This window comes from Streptomyces sp. A01 (assembly GCF_059026195.1).
In genome coordinates this window covers 224471-241780 of the sequence record NZ_JBWLKN010000013.1, presented here as the reverse complement: position 1 = coordinate 241780, position 17310 = coordinate 224471, and the positions used below count along the sequence as shown (strand labels likewise).

Here is a 17310-nt window from a genome sequence, read left to right as displayed (position 1 = left end):
CCCGGAAGCTAAGCCTTTCAGCGCCGATGGTACTGCAGGGGGGACCCTGTGGGAGAGTAGGACGCCGCCGAACAATCTTTAGAGGGCCCTAGGCCCCAGCGTTCATGCTGGGGCCTAGGGCTCTTTTTGTTTTTCCGAAGCGCGCCGAATACCCGGGTGCGCGAGAATGAATATGCGCACCCGAAGACAGGAGTCACGTCGATGTCTACCAACTCTCCCGACGATCGGTCGGATCGCGAACCGCGCCGACAAGACGGCGGTGACCGGAGCGGTGACCGGCGGGACTCCCGCAGCTCTGGCCCACGACGTGATGACCGGCAGCGTGGTCCGCGTCGTGACGATGACCGGGGCGGTCGGCCCGGTGGGTTCAAGCGCCCTGACGACCGTAACCGTGGTGGCCAGACTGGTGGCCAGCCTGGCGGTCAGTCCGGTGCGCGTTCTGGTGGGCGGCCTGAGGGACGGCCTGCTGGCCGTTCCGGTGGTGGCTTCGAGCGTCGTGACGACCGGCCCCGCGGCCCCCGCAGCGACGACCGCGGCCCGCGCCGTGACGACCAGGCCCGTGGCCCGCGTCGTGATGACCGGCCGAGCGGCGGTGGTTACGCCGCCCAGCGGCGCGATGACCGGCCCAGCGGTGGCGGCTATGGCGCAGCGCGTCGTGACGACCGGCCGAGCGGTGGCGGCTACGGTGCCCAACGGCGCGATGACCGGCCCAGCGGTGGTGGTTCCGGCGCACCGCGTCGCGATGACCGGCGCGATGACCGCCGTAATGACCGTCCTTCCGGACCTCCGCGTGATGACAGGCCGCGTGGTCCGCGTCGCGACGATGACCGTGGCGCCCCGCGCCGTGACGACTCTCGCGGTGGGTTCCGCCGTGACGAGGGCCGTGGTGCCCCGCGCCGCGATGACGAGCGTGGTGCCCCGCGCCGTGACGACTCCCGTGGTGGCTTCCGCGGCGACCGTGATGACCGGCCGCGTGGTCCGCGTCGTGAGGACGACCGGGGCGGTCGGCCCGGTGGGTTCAAGCGCCCTGACGATCGGGACCGTGGCAGCCAGACCGGTGGCCGGTCCGGCGGCCAGTCCGATGTCCGCTCGGGTGGGCGGCCTGAGGGACGGCCTGCTGGCCGTTCCGGTGGTGGCTTCGAGCGTCGTGACGACCGGCCGTCGTTCCGTCGTGACGACCGGGACCGTGACGCCGGGCGTGGTGGTCGCGACGACCGCCCCCGTGGCCCCCGCAGCGACGACCGCGGTGCCCGCGGCGACGACCGTGGCCCGCGCCGTGACGACCAGGCCCGTGGCCCGCGTCGTGATGATCGGCCCAGCGGTGGCGGCTATGGCGCCCAGCGTCGTGACGACCGGCCCAGCGGTGGTGGTTCCGGCGCACCGCGTCGTGATGACCGGCCCAGCGGCGGTGGCTATGGCGCCCAGCGTCGTGACGACCGGCCCAGCGGTGGCGGCTACGGCGCACCGCGTCGTGACGACCGGCCTAGCGGTGGTGGTTCCGGCGCACCGCGTCGCGATGACCGGCCCAGCGGCGGTGGCTTCGAGCGGCGTGATGATCGCTCTGGTGGCGGCTACGAGCGGCGTGATGACCGGAGCCAGCGCCCTGGCGGCGGTGGCCACGGTCGTCGGGACGATCGTGCGGGTGGCGGTGCCGGCCGTCGTGACGATCGGCCCAGCGGTGGTGGCTACGGCCGTCGCGATGACCGGTCTGGTGGCGGGGCTGGCCGTCGTGATGACCGTGCGGGCGGCGGGTACGCCGGGCGTCGGGACGAGCGTGAGCGTGAGCCCATTCGTCGGCTGCCGATCCCTGAGGACGTGACCGGTGACGAGATCGACAAGGACGTGCGGCAGGAACTGCTGAGCCTCCCGAAGACGCTCGCCGAGGATGTCGCGAAGAACCTCGTCATGGTGGCCAATCTGCTCGACGAGGACCCGGAGCAGGCGTACGAGTATTCGCGGATCGCGCTGCGGCTGGCCTCGCGTGTGGCTGCCGTACGTGAGGCGGCGGGCTTCGCCGCGTACGCGATCGCCAAGTACTCCGAGGCGCTGGCCGAGTTCCGTGCCGCGCGGCGTATGACGGGCTCCGTCGACCTGTGGCCGGTGATGGCCGACTGCGAGCGCGGCATGGGACGGCCCGAGCGGGCGCTCGCCATGGCCGGTGGGCCGGAGGTTCAGCGGCTGGACCGGGCCGGACAGGTGGAGATGCGACTCGTCGCCGCCGGTGCCCGGCAGGACATGGGCCAGCCGGACGCCGCCGTGGTGACGCTGCAGAGTTCAGAGCTGGCTTCTACGGCCGTCCACCCGTGGACCGCTCGACTGCGTTACGCGTACGCCGACGCGCTGCTTGCCATCGGGCGCGAGGACGCGGCGCGTGAATGGTTCGGCAAGGCGCTGGAGGCGGACCAGGGTGGCACGACGGATGCCTCGGACCGGCTCGCGGAGCTGGACGGGGTGGAGTTCGTCGACGCGATGCAGCCGGAGGACGTGGACCCGGCTGTCGCGGCCGAGCCCGTGAGCGGCGGGGCCGAGGTCGTCACCGACGAGATCGGCGACCGCGTGGCCGACGAGCTTGTCAGCGACGACTACGTGACCGATGGTGACGTGATCGGCGAAGACGAGGCCGAGGCTGAGGATGCGGACCTGGTCCCGGATGTGGACCTGGACGCGGAGGCCGCGTCGAAGGAGGACGTTGTCGGCGAGGGCGTTGTGGAGGGCGCTGCCACTGACGGCATCCCCGTTGACGACATTCTCGCGGCCGACATTCTCGCGGATGACCGTGCCCGGGCGGACGACGAGGCCGACGACAAGGTCGCGGGCGCCGACGTGGCCGAATCTGACGACGAGGTCGCGGCGGACGGCGGCGACTCGGGCGAGCGTGGCCCGGACGAGAGCGCTCCGCGCGAAGCGGACGGCAGCTGATCGGTCGGCTCCCGGGCGGTCTGCGGCTGCCTGGCTGAACAGCCAGGCAGGCGGACGCCCGGGAGCCATGGAGCGGCGTCGTTGTCTGACGGCGAGCTGATACGGGTACGGGGCGGAATCCCAGCCATGGGGTTCCGCCCCGTTTCCTTTTGGTGCCTCCGGCCGCTCCCCGCGCGGGGACTTTCCGGGTCGCGGCTGTTCGCGGCGGACAGCCTGTGGCCTGCTCTCAGCCGCCAGTGGCGGATCAGCCGAGTTCGAGGCTGCGGAGTACCAGGCCGGTCGCGGGCTTGGGGCCGAACGAAGTCGACTTGTGCGGCATGGAGACGCCTTGCCGGGCCAGTTCTCGTACGACGTGCTCGTTCACGGGGCACATCAGGACCGCCGTGCCGCCGTGCCGGGCCGTCTGCTCGACGGCTGCGTCGGTGTCGTGGATGTAGCCGATGTGCTCGGGCGTTTCGGGAACGCGCCAGGCGCGCTCGATGAGCAGCGAGTGCAGCACCGTGGCGTCCAGGGTCCGCCAGGCTTCCGGCTGGTCGTGCGGGATGGCCTGATCGAGCAGGGCGGGGTCGGGATGGTCGATGAGGTAGAAGTGCCCGGCGCCGGCGAGTAGGAACGCGTTGTTGGGGGCGCCCGGCGCCCCCGTCGCGCCCGGTGTGCCCTTGGCTTCTGCCAGCGCGTCCAGAGCGTTCGGCAGCGGTCCGTCGATCCGCCGTACGCGGAAGGCGCCTTCGGCCGCCGCGACAGCCTCCTCGATCGGCAGTTGCCGCAGCAGCCGGTGGATGGCGCGGACCCGCAGCGGGTAGCGGGCGCTGTCGACGAGCAGCACCAGGCCGAAGTCCCAGGGGCTCGGGCCCTGTTGTTCTGAGCGCAGTCGCAGATAGGTCGCCCAGCGGTGGTGGCCGTCGGCGATGAGTGCCTGGTGGTGGGAGAGGTCCGTGCTGATCTCGGCGAGCTCGTCGGGATCGGTCACGCGCCAAAGGCGGTGGGCGACGCCGTCCTCGGTGACCGTATCGATCACCGGAGGGCGCTGGACGGTGCGCTCGATCACCGCGCCGGCACCCGTCGCGGCGCCCGCGGGCGCGGCTGTCGTACCAGCCGTGTCCGCCGCGGCGGTTGGAATGCTCGGGGTGCTCGCGGTGGGTGGCGGGCTGGTCGCTTCAGCCTGGGGGCGGTTGGCGGCGCCGGCGTGCCCGTGGGCGCTGTCGCTCGCGGCCACGATGCCGCGCGCCGTCCCGGAGCCGGACCTGCTACCGAGGCCGTTGCCGCCTCCGTGGTACGAGAGCAGCAGGGGTTCGAGGTTGGCGGCGGTGGCGCGCATCAGCGCGGCGCGGTCCTCGACGACGTGCGGGACGACGTTCTCATGGGGGAGGACGATGCCGTCCTCCGGCGGGCTCAGCCGCAGCGCGCCGATGAGGCCGCGTTGCAGAAGGGCACCGTCGCGCTGTTCGTAGACGTAGAAGGCGGGCTCCGGGTCGGGAGCCAGCACTCCCTCCGCCTGCCAGCGGTGCAGTGTCTCAGCGGCCTGCTGGTGGCGGGCTGTGGGGCTGGCGGTCTGCGGAAGGATCAGGCGGACGATGTTGTACGGGTCGGCCGTCTCCAGATGGCGCAGGCCGTCCGGCCGTACAACGACGTCGTACGGGGGTGAGGTGACGGCGGCGAGGCTGCTGACCCGCTCCGGGGCATACCGCAGCCCTCGGAAGGGGACGAGCTGAAGACCTTGCCCGACAGGTCCTGGAGTGCTCATTGGGGAATGTTATGTCCCGCGCCCAGATGAGCGATGATCGGGGGACGACCGTACGAATCTGCGAGGAGCGACGACCCCATGAGCGAGAGCGTCCGGACCCGGCCCGATCGCAGTACGACGCCATTGCACGAGGCGTATGACACCGCCCTGCTGGACCTCGACGGGGTGGTGTACGCGGGTGGCGAGGCCATCGAGTACGCCGTCGATTCGCTGAGTACGGCGCGTACGGCAGGGATGCATCTCGCCTACGTCACCAACAACGCGCTGCGGACGCCGCAGACAGTGGCAGAACATTTGACGAGTCTCGGTGTGCCCGCCGATCCCAGTGATGTGATCACCTCCGCGCAGGCGGTTGCCCGGTTGATCGCTGAACAAGTGCCGCCCGGGGCCAGGGTGTTGGCCATCGGCGGCGAGGGCCTGTGGGTGGCTCTGCGGGAGCGCGGGCTGGAGCCGGTGGACTCCGCGGATGACGACCCGGCTGCCGTGGTGCAGGGGTACGGGGGGCCGAAGCAGACGTGGGACCGGCTGGCGGAGGCCGGGTACGCGGTGGCGCGTGGGGTGCCGTGGTTCGCCTCCAACACGGACCTGACGATTCCCAGTGGGCGCGGCATCGCGCCGGGCAACGGGGCGGCCGTTGAGGTCGTGCGGTTCGTCGCTGGGGGCGCTCCGCAGGTCGCGGGGAAGCCGCAGCCGCCGATGCACCGGGAGACGATTTTGCGGACCGGGGCGAAGCGGCCGCTGGTGGTCGGTGACCGGCTCGACACGGACATCGAGGGGGCGTATGTGGGCGGCGTCGACTCGCTGCTCGTTCTGACCGGTGTGACGACGGCGGTGCAGTTGCTCACGGCGGCGCCCGAGCACCGTCCGACGTATGTCGCGGCCGATCTGCGCGGGATGCTGACCACGCAGCCGGAGGTGCGCGCGGACGGCGAAGGGTTCGAGTGCGGAGGCTGGACGGCGCGGGTGCGGGGGCGGGAAGCGGAGCTGGACGGCTCGGGGGAGCAGCTGGACGGGCTGCGCGCGCTGTGCGCGGCCACCTGGACGGCGTCGGAGGCGGGCCGTCCCTCTGGCGGTTCCCAGTCAGGCACTCCGGGTGGCGCGCGGCGGGCGAATGGCGACCGCCGGGGGCTGAGCGCTGCGGACCGGGGAGCGGACGAGATCGACGCGGAGAAGGCCCTGGCGAAGCTGGGTTGGTGAGACGGCGGTGAGGTGACACGGCGGTGAGGTGACACGGCGGGGAGAAGCCGAAGCCGCCCCGGGCGCGGGGGCCCGGGGCGGCTTCGGTGGCGGCCCTGCTGGTGGGGCAGCGGAGCCGGTGGCAGATCAGGCGTCCTTGTCCTGTTCGGTCTCCTCGGCCGCTTCCGCCGCCTCCTGCTCGATCAGCTCGTCCTCGGTGGCCCCGAGCCGCCAGTAGCCGGTGAACTTGACCGCCTTGCGGTCGAAACCGCGCTCACCGACGAGATGCCGTCGCAGCGCGCGGATGGTGCCGGACTCACCGGCGATCCAGGCGTACGGCGTGCCCTCTGTGGGCAGTTCGGCGGCGCGTACCGCGTCAAGGACCCGCTGGCCGTGGACCCGCTCGGCCGCCGCGTCCCTGCTGGGAGTGGCGCCGGCGCTGGGAGTGGTCCCCGTGCTGGAAGTGGTGCTGTTGCTGGGAGTTGCGTACGGACCGGCGGTGGCGCCGTCGGGGGCGGGGGTGTCGCGGAACAGCCAGGTGATGTCCGCGTCCGCCTTGGTCGGCAGCCGCTGGCGGTCATCCGGGTGCGGAACGTCGATCCAGACCTTGGCCGGAGTGCCGGGCGGCAGCCAGGCGAGGATGCCGGCGACGGCGGGCAGCGCCGTCTCGTCGCCGGTGATCAGGACCCAGTCGGTCGCGGGGCGGAACGTTCCGTCGGGCTTCTTCGGCAGCGGTACGCCGCCGAGCCCCGGAGGCTGGAAGTCCACGCCCCCGTTGTCCTCGATGGCAGGCCCGAGGACGGTGACGCGGTCGCCGGGAACGGCGGCCTGCGCCCAGCGGGAGGCCGGGCCGCTGTCGCCGTGCAGGGCGAAGTCGACGTCGAGTTCGTCCGGGTCGCGGCGGTAGTCGCGCACCGTGTACGAGCGCATCACGCCCCGTACGGCAGGGTCCATCGCCCGCCAGTCGGGGTACCAGTCGTAACCCGACTCGACCGGGACGACGGGCGACCGCTGCCCGGGGTGGGGCAGGAAGAGTTTGAAACGCTGGTCACGACCGCCGTTGACGAAGGGCGTCAACTGATCGCCGCCGAAGGTGACGCGAACGATCGTGGGGCCCAGCCGTTCGGCGCGTACGACGTGCAGCTCGAAGAACTGGTACGGCGCGGTCGTCATGCGTGTCCTCTCATCCGTTCGCCCGTCTCATCCGCCTGGTCCGGTTGTCCGCCTGGTCCGGTCGTGCGTCTCGTCCGGTTGTCCGTCTCATGCGGTTTCGCCGGTGATGTGGCTCTGGTGATGCCTGCGGATCGTTGCCAGCGGGTGGGTACGGGCGGTTCTTGTGGGTGGTGCGTGCGGTGGGTTCGCCGGGCGGCCCTCGGGGCGGTGCGCGCGGTGTCCGCGGTATCGGCGAGGGCCGCGACCGGCCGGTGAACCCCACCCCGTGCCGGGGATGTGCCGGGGACTCATGCCTGGGCGCCCGCGTTTCGGGCCTGATGCCGGTCGCAGAGCGCCCAGGTATGGGTCAGCCGAGCTTCTTGGCGTCCTCGACGGCCTTGGCGAGGGCTTCGACGATCGGGGCGCAGCCCGCGTACGAGAAATGCGGCTCGCTCGCCCACGGGACGACCTGCCCGGCCTTCACGGCGGGAAGCCGCGCCCAGGTGGGCTTCGACTTGAGGTCCTTGGGCTGGAGGGCCGTGCTGCGGTTGTCGAGGAGGATGAGGTCAGCGTCGTAGGTGTCGGCGTTCTCCCAGCTGAGGTTCTCGAAGAAGCCCTCGCCGCTGACCTTCTTCGGGGTGATGACCTCGACGCCGAGCTCCTTGAAGTACGTCAGGTCCGGGTAGGCCGCGGGGTCGGAGACGTACAGCAGACCGGCGCTGGCGGAGGCGGCCATGACCTTCAGGCCGCGCTTGCTCTTGGCGGCCTTGCGCAGAGTTTCGGACGCCTTCTCGAAGCGGGCCTTGGCGTCGGTGACCTGCTTGGCCTTGAGGTCGGCGCCGAGGGACTCGGCGAGGTCGGCGTACCGCCTGATGACGGACGTCAGGGAGGTGCGGGCGACGGTGATCCCGGCGACGTTGGGGGAGAGGTCGAGGATCTTCTTCTTGCTCTCCTGCGGGACGTACCAGAGGTCGCCCTTGGCGAACATGTTGGTGACGAGCAGGTCAGGGGCGAGAGTGGCGTACTTCTCGATGTTGAACTCGCCCCAGGTGTCGCCGACGACGGTCACCTTGTCGACATCGACGTCGCCCGCCTGGACATCGGGCTCGCCGTTCTTCTGCTTCGTGGGGCCGAAGACGCCGACGCAGTCGATGCCGAAGTCATGCAGGGCCGCCGCGGACCCGATGAAGGCGACGATGTTCTTTGGCGTCTTGTCGGCTTTCGCGGTGACGCCCCGGTCGTCCTTGAAGCTCCACGGCCCTGACTTGGTGCCCGAGCCCGAACCCGACTTCGAGCCTGACTTCGCGGAGTCGTCCTTTCCGCAGGCGGTGAGCAGGGCGCCGACGCCGACGGCGCCGCCAAGCGCGAGCAGGCCACGGCGGGACATCGACGGAGTGGGACGGGAGGCGATCATCGGGTGGTTCCTTTTGTTGCTTGCTTGCTTGCTTGGTTGGTCGGTTGCTTGTGTGTGGGCGGACAGGGGGCCGTGGGGCTGGCGTGGCCTGTCGGTCAGCTGAGTTTTCTCGCGTCCTGGAGGGACTTCGCGAGTTCCTCGATCAGCGGGGCGTAGCCGGAGTAGCTGTACTGCGGTTCGTTGGACCAGGGGATGACCTGTCCGGCCTTGACGGCTGGGAGGCTGCGCCAGGTGGGTTTGGAGTCGTTTAGTTCGGCGGGCTGGAGGTTGCCGGTGCGTTTGTCGACAAGGATCAGGTCCGCCTCGTACGCGTCCGCCTTCTCCCAGCTGACAGAGTGGAAGAAACCGCCCTTGTCAGTCTTTTCCGGCGAGGTGAAGGTGACGCCGAGTTGCTGGTAGTAGCGCAGGTCGGTGAAGTCGTGGGGATTTCCGACGTACAGGGTGTCCGGCTGCGCGGAGATGGCCAGAAGCCTCAGGCCGCGGTTGCTCTTGGCGGCCTTGCGCAGGGTGTCGGACGCGTTCTCGAAGCGGGCCTTGGCGTCGGTGACCTGCTTGGCCTTGAGGTCGGCGCCGAGGGATTCGGCGAGGGCGGCGTACCGCTCGATGGCGGTGAGCAGCGAGGTCTTGCCGGTGAGGATGCCGACGCTGTCGGCGAGGGAGAGGATTTTCTCCCGGCTGTCATCCGGTATGTACCAGAGGGTCGGTGACACGTTCATGTTGCTGACGAGAAGGTCCGGGCGGAGCGCCACGTACTTCTCGACGTTGAACTCGCCCCAGGCGTTGCCGAGGATGGTGAGCCTGTCCACGTCGAGGTCGCCCGCCTGGACGTCGGGCTTGCCGTTCTTCTGCTTGGTGGGGCCGAAGACGCCGACGCACTCGATGCCGAAGTCGTGCAGGGCGGCAGCCGAGCTGACGTAGCCGACGACGCGCTGTGGCGTGTTGTCGGCTTTGGCGGTTTTTCCGCGGTCGTCCTTGAAGGCCCAGGACCCCGACGCGCCCTTGGAGTTGACCCCGGAGCCGGTGTCCCCGCCGGTGCCCGGGCCGGTGTTCCGGCCGGAGGGCGATCCGCCGTCGGAGCCGTCGCCGTCGCCGTCGCCGCACGCGGTGAGCAGCGCGCCGGCGCCGAGGGTGGCTCCGGCTGCGAGGACGCCGCGTCGGGAAGGGGACGGGATGCGAGGGCTGTTCATGGGACGCCTTGCTCTCAAGGGCTCTTTTGGGCTCGAATGAGGCGGGATCAGGGGTGGGACGGGGGCCGGGAGCCGACCGGGGACGCCAAACGAGGGTTAGGTTAACCTAACCTAATGTTGGGCGGCAGTCCCCGTCGCCCTGATGTCCTCAGAGGTGGAGTTCCGCGTGACCGTGGTCAGTCCCGCGAAGGCCGCGGCGCCGACGGAGGTGGCGGCCCCCGCGCCACCACGGCGACGCCATGCGACCCGCGCTGCCGGGCTCGTCGCCGCCCTCGGCGTGCTGCTGCTCGTCATGGCCGCGAGCATCGCGATCGGCGCCAAACAGATCCCGCTCGACCAGGTCTGGCACGGCGTCGCGCACTATGACGGCACCGACACCGATGTCGTCATCCGCGACGTGCGCCTGCCGCGCACACTGCTCGGAGTACTCGTGGGCGCCGGTCTCGGGCTCGCCGGCGCGGTGATGCAGGCGCTCACCCGCAACCCGCTCGCGGAACCCGGCGTCCTCGGCGTGAACGCGGGCGCGTCCGCAGCCGTCGTCTCGGCCATCAGCTTCTTCGGTATCACCTCGCTCACCGGCTACGTATGGTTCGCGTTTCTGGGCGCCGCCCTCGTTTCCGTGGTCGTCTACTCCCTCGGCGGCAGCCGCGGCGCGACACCCGTACGGCTCGCGCTGGCGGGCACGGCGGCGACCGCTGCGCTGTACGGCTACGTGAACGCCGTGCAACTGCTGGACACGGCGGCGCTCGACAAGATGCGCTTCTGGACGGTCGGTTCGCTCGCCTCAGCGGACACGTCAGTGGTCAAGCAGGTGGCACCGTTCCTGGGCCTCGGCGCGCTGCTCGCCCTCGCACTGGGGCGCTCGCTCAACGCCATCGCGCTCGGCGACGACACGGCGCGGGCCCTCGGCGCGCGGCTGACCCGCACCCGGGTGCTCGCGATGGCGGCCATCACCCTGCTCTGCGGCGCGGCGACGGCCGCCTGCGGGCCCATCATCTTCATCGGCCTGATGGTGCCCCACCTGGTACGCGCGATCACCGGACCCGACATGCGCTGGACGCTGCCGTACGCGGCGGTGCTCTCGCCCGTCCTGCTGCTCGGCGCCGACATCGTCGGACGCGTTGTCGCACGGCCCGGCGAGCTTCAGGTCGGCGTCGTCACCGCCCTCATCGGCGGCCCGGTCTTCATCTACCTTGTACGCCGCCGAAGGATGGCTCAGCTGTGAACGCCAAGGTCAACGCCAAGGCCAACGGCGAGGTCGGCACCGACGCTGGCGCCAGCGCGAACGTGAACGTGAACGTTGGCTCTGGAGGCGCTCCGGCGTCCCCGGGGTCTCGGCTGTCCTCGGCTTCTCGGCTGTCTCCCGCGTCGCCGCGCGCGGCGAAGGTGCGCACGCGTGGAGTGACGCTGCGCACCCGGGGCGGCTTGTCGGTGCGCGTGGACACCCGGGGCGTGCTCGTCGGGCTGATGCTGACCGTGGTGGCACTCGCCATGAGCGTGGTCCTCATCGGTACCGGGGACTATCCGATCGACTTCGCTGACGTCGTCCGCGCCTTGTTCGGCGGGGGCACCGTCGCGCAGGACTTCGTCGTCAACGAACTGCGACTGCCCCGTGTCCTGGTCGGACTGCTCGTGGGCGCGGCGCTGGGCCTCGCCGGTGCCATCTTCCAGAGCGTTTCCCGTAACCCGCTGGGCAGCCCGGACGTCATCGGCTTCGGGTACGGCTCGGCGTCGGGCGCGCTCACGGTCATCGTCCTGTTCCAGGGCAGCAGCTTCGCCGTGGCCGCCGGGTCGATCGCCGGTGGCCTGCTCAGTGGCCTGGCCGTGTATCTGCTGGCCTGGCGTCAGGGCATTCAGGGATACCGGCTGGTGCTCGTGGGCATCGGCGCGTCAGCCATGCTCAACGCCGTCAACGGCTATCTGCTCACCAAGGCCGAACTCGTCGACGTCGCGCGGGCGGTCGTCTGGCTGACCGGCTCGCTCAACGGCCGCGACTGGGCTCAGGTCTGGCCGCTGCTGTGGCTGTGCGCCGCGCTCGTACCGCTGGTGTTCGCGAACGCCCGGGCCCTGCGCATCCTGGAGATGGGTGACGACAGCGCCCACGCCCTCGGCGTACGCGTCGAGCGCACCCGGCTGCTGCTGGTGCTCGTGGCCGTATTGCTCACCGCGGCGGCCACGGCCGCTGCCGGGCCTGTCGCCTTCGTCGCGCTGACCGCGCCGCAACTGGCCCGCCGGCTGACCCGTGCCCCCGGCCCCAACCTGCTGCCCGCCGCGCTCATGGGAGCGGCGATGCTGGTGACCGCGGACTGGGCCTCGCAACGCGTCTTCGGCGCCGACCAACTGCCGGTCGGCGTGCTCACGAGCGTGCTCGGTGGCGTGTATCTGCTGTGGCTGCTGGTGACCGAGCGTAAGGCAGGGCGGATATGACGCTGCGGCGTACGGGGACGAGTGCGGCGCGCCGCTCCAGCCCGGGCCCCGGCCCCGGCTCCAGCCCCACAGGCAGCCCTACGCGCAGCCCTGCGGACGGACGGTCCTACGGGCCTGACACGGCGGCGGCTCAAAGCGAACAGCACCCCTGGCATCGATCTCGACTTCGACCTCGACGCCGACCCCGGCAGTGATCTCGGCAGCGACCTGGGCACCGACAAGGACAAGGACATCGAACGGACCGTGGCTCCCACCTCCGCACCCTCCGGCCAGCAGCGGCTCACCGGCCAGGACCTCACCCTCGCCTACGACCGGCGCACCGTCGCCGAGAATCTGTCCGTATCGATCCCCGACCACTCCTTCACCGTGGTCGTCGGCCCGAACGCCTGCGGCAAGTCCACGCTGCTGCGCGCCCTGGCCCGGATGCTCAAACCGGCCGCGGGCTCGGTGCTGCTCGACGGCCAGGCCATCGGCTCGCTGCCCGCGAAGAAGGTCGCCCGCACGCTGGGGCTGCTGCCGCAGACCTCGATAGCACCGGACGGAATCACGGTCGCCGACCTCGTGGCACGGGGCCGGTATCCGCATCAAGGGCTGCTGCGGCAGTGGTCGGAGACGGATGAGCGGATCGTGGCGGAGTCGATGGCGGCGACCGGCGTCGCCGAATTGGCTGAGCGCTATGTCGATGAGCTCTCGGGCGGGCAGCGCCAGCGCGTGTGGATCGCCATGGCCATCGCCCAGCAGACGCCGCTGCTGCTGCTCGACGAGCCGACCACGTACCTCGACATCCAGCACCAGATCGACGTCCTCGACTTGTGCGCCGAGCTGCACGAGGAGCAAGGCCGCACGCTCGTCGCCGTGCTGCACGACCTCAACCACGCGGCGCGCTACGCCACGCACCTCATCGCGATGCGGGACGGCGAGATCGTCGCCGAGGGCGCGCCGGGCGAGGTCGTGACGGCGAAGCTGGTGGAACGGGTCTTCGGGCTGCGCTGCCAGGTGATCGAGGACCCGGAGAGCGGCACTCCGCTGGTCATCCCCGCCGTTCGGCGGCCGCGCCATGCGAACGGCGGCATGCGGTCGGTGCCTGGAGCGACGGAGCTCGGCGCGGCCGCGCCGGAAACGACGGCGCCTGCGGCGGCCGTGCCCGTGTCGGCCGTGCCCGTGTCGGCCGTGGCTGAAGGGCTCGTTCCCGTAGCGGGAGCTGCCGTGTCCCAGGCGCCCGCGTCGGGAGGCGCTGAGCGGGGAGCCGCCGCGGCGGAGGGCGCCGCGCCGGAGGACGCTACAGCAGGTCTCACAGCCGATGCCACAGCCGGTCCCACAGCACGCTCTACAGCAGAGTCCGGAGCCGCAGCAGGTCGCGCAGGCCAGCCTCAAGCTTGACCCGGCCGCTGCCCCAGGCGCGCGCGAAGTGAAGTCGGCCGTCGACCAGCGCGACCAGGTCGTTACCGGTCATCGTCAGCCGGATCGCGGCGCGCTCGGGCGGCGGGCCGGGCGCCACGGTCACGTCCCGCAGCCGCCCATCGGCCAGGCGCCCGACGAAGGTCACGTCGAGGTCGGTGATGCGGCAGCTCAGCGAGCGGTCGAGCGCGGCGGCGCTGCGGACGTTCCCATGCGCTCCCGCGAGGTTGCCCGCCAGCCGGTCGAGTGCCTGTCGGCACTCGTCGATTGTCGCCATCGTGAGCCGACCGTACCCCAGCTGCCCGGAGGTGCAAGAACCCGGAGAAGGTGCTGTTCACGGTAGCGTCGGAGCCATGGAAGAGCCGATGTCCGGCGCGCACCCGGAACCTGTGCGCGCGCTCGCAGTGGAACCGGAGCGGGAGCCCGTAACGGAGCGGGAAAGCGGGAGTAGGGAGCGGGAGAGCGGGAGTACGGAGCGGGAAAGCGCGGACGAGCACGCGCCGCCGCGCGAGGACTCCGCGGCGTGCCCGCCGGAGGCCGGGCACGTCCCGCGCCCGCATCGCACGCCGGAGAGCGGGCCGGAGGACGTCATCGCGGACGGCGGGGCGACCGACCTGGCGAACGGCCTGGTGACTGCCCCCGAGCGTGGGCCCGAGAGCGGATCGGTGTTCGCGCAGCGGCGCGCACACGACGCGGGACCGGCCGGTGGAGCGGACACCGAAGCGGAACGGCCGTTGCCGCAGCAGACCAGGGAAGAGCCGGCGGCAGCCCCCGCCGACGGGTCGCGGCCGGGGGAGGCGCGGCTGGGCGGTGCGCGGCCTGACGCTGAACCACAGGGCGACGGGCGACGCGAGGAGACCGCGCCACTCGGCGTCGTGCGTACGCCGACGGGGAACGCCGAGGTGGACGCCGGACTGAACCGGCTTGGTGACCTCGACCACCTGCCCGTCGACGGGCACCTGGAGGTGTACGAGGATGTACACCGGGGCCTGCGTGATGTGCTCGACGCACTTGACCAGCGCCCTGGGCCGGGCCGCCCCGTACCGGCTCCGTCCTCGTACGACCACAGGAGCTGAACCACACGTGGCTGTGAGCCGCCCACGCCGCATCCGACTCGACGCTGAGCTGGTGCGCCGTAAGCTGGCCCGCTCGCGCGAGCACGCCAGCCAGTTGATTGCCGCCGGCCGGGTGACCGTCAGCGGAGCGACCGCGACAAAGCCCGCCACCCAGGTGGAGACCAGCGCCGCGGTGGTCGTCAGCCAGGACGGCAGCGACCCCGACTACGTGTCGCGCGGCGGGCACAAGCTGGCGGGCGCGCTGCTCGCGTTCAGCGACGAGTACCGCGAGCGTATGGAGCACAGTGCCGCTGCCGCTGCCGCTGCCGCTGCTGCCTCCGCTTCCGCGGTCGCGGCTGAGCCCCATGAGCCGGGCCGCCCGGACGAGGGGGGCCGACCGGACGCGTCCGGGCCGCCGGCCGGTGGTGATACCGGGCGCGGGCTGCGCGTCGCGGGGCGGCGCGCGCTCGACGCGGGCGCCTCCACCGGTGGCTTCACCGATGTGCTGCTGCGCGCGGGGGCGGCGGAGGTCGTCGCCGTGGACGTGGGCTACGGGCAGTTGGCCTGGTCGTTGCAGAGCGACGACCGGGTGATTGTGAAGGACCGTACGAACGTGCGCGAGCTGACGTTGGAGCAGATCGACGACAAGCCCGTGGACCTTGTCGTCGGAGACCTGTCCTTCATCCCGCTCGGGCTGGTGCTGCCCGCACTGGTGCGGTGCGCCGCGCCCGGGGCCGACCTGGTGTTGATGGTGAAGCCGCAGTTCGAGGTCGGCAAGGAACGCCTCGGCAGCGGCGGCGTCGTACGGAGCACCGAGTTGCGAGCGGAAGCGGTCCGTACGGTCGCCGCTCGCGCCGCGGACCTCGGGTTCGGTGTGCTGGGCGTCACGGCCAGCCCGCTGCCGGGCCCGTCGGGCAATGTCGAGTACTTTCTGTGGCTTCGCGCCGGGGCGCCTGCGCTGGACCCGGCGGATGTCGATCGTGCAGTGGCGGAGGGGCCCCGTTGACCACTTCAGAAGCAGCAGCCGAACCTACCCGCGAGCCGACACGCGAACCCGCGGACGACCCCGTACGCGCACCAGGGAGCGCGCGGTCGGCGCGGGAGAGAGCCGATACGGCGGACACAGCAGTCACCACAGCCGGTGCGGACCAGGCCGCGGCCGACCGGACCGCAGCCGACCAGGCGGGAACTGAGCGGGAAGCGGCCCGCAGGGCGGTGACCGCGGCGGCGGACGCGGTGGTGGCCGCGTCGACGTCCGCTGCGGGGCGCGCGGTCACCCGGCCGCCCGCCCCGGCGCGCACCGTGTTCCTGCTCGCGCACACCGGCCGCCCAGCGGCCATCCGCAGCGCCGAACTCGTCGTCCAGGGCCTGCTGCGCAGCGGAATCGGCGTCCGGGTACTCGCGGCCGAGGCCGCCGACCTGCCATTGCCACCGCAGGTGGAGCGGGTGGACGCCACCTCGCGGGTGCTGGACGGCTGCGAACTTCTGGTCGTTCTCGGCGGCGATGGAACGCTGCTGCGAGGGGCCGAGTTCGCCCGTACGTCGGGGGTTCCGATGCTGGGCGTCAACCTCGGCCGGGTCGGCTTCCTCGCCGAGGCGGAGCGGGACGACCTCGACAAGGTCGTGGCCCGGGTGGTGGCGCGCGACTACGAGGTCGAGGAGCGGATGACGCTCGACGTTCTCGTACGCAACGACGGCCACATCGTGCACACCGACTGGGCGCTGAACGAGGCATCGGTGGAGAAGGCCGCCCGCGAGCGGCTGCTTGAGGTCGTCACGGAGGTCGACGGCCGCCCCGTCACCGGGTTCGGCGGCGACGGAGTCGTCTGCGCCACGCCCACCGGTTCCACGGCGTACGCGTTCTCGGCGGGCGGCCCCGTGGTCTGGCCGGAGGTGGAGGCCCTGCTGATGGTGCCGATCAGCGCCCACGCCCTGTTCGCCAAACCCCTGGTGACCGCGCCCGATTCGGTGCTCGCCGTGGAGGTCCAGCCGCAGACCCCGAACGGCGTGCTGTGGTGTGACGGCCGCCGCACCGTCGAACTGCCCGCGGGCGCGCGCGTAGAGGTGCGGCGCGGCGCGGTACCCGTACGCCTGGCGCGCCTGCACCACGCCTCGTTCACGGACCGCCTGGTCGCGAAGTTCGCCCTCCCGGTAGCGGGCTGGCGCGGCGCCCCGCACTGAGGTCACGGACTGCTGCCTGGTCGCGTTCCACGGGTTGCTCGCAGACCCCGCACTTCAGCGACCAGGCAGCCAGTGCCCGATCATGAGCGGCCCCGCTCCCGGCGCTGCTGGAGGACGGTGGTGATCGCTGCGGTCAGTTTTTCGGCGTCGGTCAGCAGGTGGTCGGGGGTGGGTAGGACCCGCCACCACAGCAGGCGTCGGCGGGTCATGCCGATGGCATCTCCGCTCCTCTGGCGAGCCCATCGATCAGTTCTACGGCCAACCAGTGGCCACGGGAGTCGGCGTAGCTCCTGGCGTTATGCCCGTTGGCGTCTTCGAGGTTCAGGTCCGCGCCGCGGGCCAGAAGGAGGCTGTCGTGTCAACGTGCGGTGGCTCGCCTGTTTGCAAGGCCCCATCGGCTTCCGTGTCGATTGCATGGTGCAGCAGAGGCATTCCGCAACGCACCTCGTTCACATCGCCGCCCGCGTCAAGAAGGGTGCGCAACGGGAACACGTCTTCATGTTCGACAGCGATTCTCACAACGGTCCACTCGTCGTCCACGTCACTCATCAGGGTTTCCCTATGCAGAAGTGATTCACCTCCACGAATGCCGGCGCGAAGCGCGCTCCTCACGGCACATCCGGGTCGAGCCCAGCATCGCCCATCTGTAGACGTGGC

14 protein-coding genes, 1 rRNA gene and 2 pseudogenes are annotated in these 17310 nt (G+C 71.4%); 10 read left to right on the top strand and 7 right to left on the bottom strand.

Annotated features, from left to right (window positions below):
- From rrf to AC5P1B_RS19850, 3 genes and pseudogenes are all read left to right on the top strand, one after another.
- Positions 1–73, top strand: a 5S ribosomal RNA gene (rrf, locus tag AC5P1B_RS19860); the annotation flags it as partial.
- Between the two features lie 186 nt (positions 74–259).
- Positions 260–1819: a hypothetical protein gene (locus AC5P1B_RS19855; RefSeq protein WP_493888649.1), complete on the top strand. Its 1560-nt coding sequence runs from the start codon at positions 260–262 to the stop codon at positions 1817–1819.
- A pseudogene (locus AC5P1B_RS19850) lies at positions 1789–2490 on the top strand (tetratricopeptide repeat protein); the annotation flags it as partial. The gene AC5P1B_RS19855 and the pseudogene AC5P1B_RS19850, both read left to right, overlap by 31 nt.
- A 673-nt stretch (positions 2491–3163) precedes the next feature.
- Here the strand turns inward: AC5P1B_RS19850 and AC5P1B_RS19845 are convergent.
- On the bottom strand, positions 3164–4663 hold the full coding sequence (locus AC5P1B_RS19845) for a DUF1015 family protein (protein ID WP_493888627.1): 1500 nt from the start codon (positions 4661–4663) through the stop codon (positions 3164–3166).
- Positions 4664–4741: 78 nt separating this feature from the next.
- On the opposite strand from AC5P1B_RS19845, the gene AC5P1B_RS19840 reads away from it, so the two are divergent.
- Positions 4742–5860, top strand: a complete 1119-nt coding sequence (locus AC5P1B_RS19840; protein WP_493888626.1) for an HAD hydrolase-like protein — start codon at positions 4742–4744, stop codon at positions 5858–5860.
- Positions 5861–5986: 126 nt separating this feature from the next.
- On the opposite strand, the gene AC5P1B_RS19835 is transcribed toward AC5P1B_RS19840, so the two are convergent.
- The 3 genes from AC5P1B_RS19835 to AC5P1B_RS19825 all read right to left on the bottom strand — a co-directional run bounded on the left by AC5P1B_RS19835 (position 5987) and on the right by AC5P1B_RS19825 (position 9592).
- Positions 5987–7012, bottom strand: a complete 1026-nt coding sequence (locus AC5P1B_RS19835; RefSeq protein ID WP_493888625.1) for a siderophore-interacting protein — start codon at positions 7010–7012, stop codon at positions 5987–5989.
- Positions 7013–7358: 346 nt separating this feature from the next.
- A complete protein-coding gene (locus AC5P1B_RS19830; protein WP_493888624.1) occupies positions 7359–8405 on the bottom strand; it encodes an ABC transporter substrate-binding protein in 1047 nt (348 codons plus the stop codon).
- 95 nt (positions 8406–8500) lie between these two features.
- Positions 8501–9592 (bottom strand): ABC transporter substrate-binding protein, encoded by a 1092-nt coding sequence (locus AC5P1B_RS19825; protein ID WP_493888623.1) that lies wholly within the window; start codon positions 9590–9592, stop codon positions 8501–8503.
- A 166-nt stretch (positions 9593–9758) separates the two neighbouring features.
- Here AC5P1B_RS19825 and AC5P1B_RS19820 point away from each other — a divergent pair, with 166 nt between their 5' ends.
- The 3 genes and pseudogenes from AC5P1B_RS19820 to AC5P1B_RS19810 form a co-directional block, all read left to right on the top strand.
- Positions 9759–10817, top strand: coding sequence for a FecCD family ABC transporter permease (locus tag AC5P1B_RS19820; protein WP_493888648.1), 1059 nt, complete (start codon positions 9759–9761; stop codon positions 10815–10817).
- 131 nt (positions 10818–10948) lie between these two features.
- Entirely contained in the window at positions 10949–12019 is a 1071-nt protein-coding gene (locus AC5P1B_RS19815; RefSeq protein WP_493888647.1) for a FecCD family ABC transporter permease, read from the top strand.
- A 243-nt stretch (positions 12020–12262) separates the two neighbouring features.
- A pseudogene (locus AC5P1B_RS19810) lies at positions 12263–13075 on the top strand (ABC transporter ATP-binding protein); the annotation flags it as partial.
- A 271-nt stretch (positions 13076–13346) separates the two neighbouring features.
- On the opposite strand, the gene AC5P1B_RS19805 reads toward AC5P1B_RS19810, so the two are convergent.
- Positions 13347–13694 carry a sterol-binding protein gene (locus AC5P1B_RS19805; RefSeq protein WP_493888622.1) on the bottom strand — a complete coding sequence of 116 codons (348 nt, stop codon included), beginning with the start codon at positions 13692–13694 and terminating at the stop codon, positions 13347–13349.
- A 76-nt stretch (positions 13695–13770) separates the two neighbouring features.
- Here AC5P1B_RS19805 and AC5P1B_RS19800 point away from each other — a divergent pair, with 76 nt between their 5' ends.
- The 3 genes from AC5P1B_RS19800 (at position 13771) to AC5P1B_RS19790 (ending at position 16653) form a co-directional block, all read left to right on the top strand.
- Entirely contained in the window at positions 13771–14493 is a 723-nt protein-coding gene (locus tag AC5P1B_RS19800; protein WP_493888621.1) for a hypothetical protein, read from the top strand.
- Positions 14494–14506: 13 nt separating this feature from the next.
- Positions 14507–15478, top strand: coding sequence for a TlyA family RNA methyltransferase (locus AC5P1B_RS19795; protein WP_493888646.1), 972 nt, complete (start codon positions 14507–14509; stop codon positions 15476–15478).
- Positions 15479–15774: 296 nt separating this feature from the next.
- On the top strand, positions 15775–16653 hold the full coding sequence (locus AC5P1B_RS19790) for an NAD kinase (protein WP_493888645.1): 879 nt from the start codon (positions 15775–15777) through the stop codon (positions 16651–16653).
- A gap of 80 nt (positions 16654–16733) precedes the next feature.
- Here AC5P1B_RS19790 and AC5P1B_RS19785 read toward each other — a convergent pair whose 3' ends face one another.
- Both AC5P1B_RS19785 and AC5P1B_RS19780 read right to left on the bottom strand, forming a co-directional pair.
- Positions 16734–16862: a hypothetical protein gene (locus tag AC5P1B_RS19785; protein ID WP_493888620.1), complete on the bottom strand. Its 129-nt coding sequence runs from the start codon at positions 16860–16862 to the stop codon at positions 16734–16736.
- Positions 16863–16974: 112 nt separating this feature from the next.
- Complete coding sequence (locus tag AC5P1B_RS19780; protein WP_493888619.1) at positions 16975–17202, bottom strand: ankyrin repeat domain-containing protein; 228 nt, start codon at positions 17200–17202, stop codon at positions 16975–16977.
- Between the last annotated feature and the right edge of the window lie 108 nt (positions 17203–17310).

What these genes read in the sequence shown, in the direction of transcription:
- AC5P1B_RS19845 (WP_493888627.1), bottom strand. Translation starts at nt 4,663, where the DNA reads ATGAGCACTCCAGGACCTGTCGGGCAAGGTCTTCAGCTCGTCCCCTTC.
- AC5P1B_RS19840 (WP_493888626.1), top strand. Translation starts at nt 4,742, where the DNA reads ATGAGCGAGAGCGTCCGGACCCGGCCCGATCGCAGTACGACGCCATTG.
- AC5P1B_RS19835 (WP_493888625.1), bottom strand. Translation starts at nt 7,012, where the DNA reads ATGACGACCGCGCCGTACCAGTTCTTCGAGCTGCACGTCGTACGCGCC.
- AC5P1B_RS19830 (WP_493888624.1), bottom strand. Translation starts at nt 8,405, where the DNA reads ATGATCGCCTCCCGTCCCACTCCGTCGATGTCCCGCCGTGGCCTGCTC.
- AC5P1B_RS19825 (WP_493888623.1), bottom strand. Translation starts at nt 9,592, where the DNA reads ATGAACAGCCCTCGCATCCCGTCCCCTTCCCGACGCGGCGTCCTCGCA.
- AC5P1B_RS19805 (WP_493888622.1), bottom strand. Translation starts at nt 13,694, where the DNA reads ATGGCGACAATCGACGAGTGCCGACAGGCACTCGACCGGCTGGCGGGC.
- AC5P1B_RS19800 (WP_493888621.1), top strand. Translation starts at nt 13,771, where the DNA reads ATGGAAGAGCCGATGTCCGGCGCGCACCCGGAACCTGTGCGCGCGCTC.
- AC5P1B_RS19785 (WP_493888620.1), bottom strand. Translation starts at nt 16,862, where the DNA reads ATGACCCGCCGACGCCTGCTGTGGTGGCGGGTCCTACCCACCCCCGAC.
- AC5P1B_RS19780 (WP_493888619.1), bottom strand. Translation starts at nt 17,202, where the DNA reads ATGAGTGACGTGGACGACGAGTGGACCGTTGTGAGAATCGCTGTCGAA.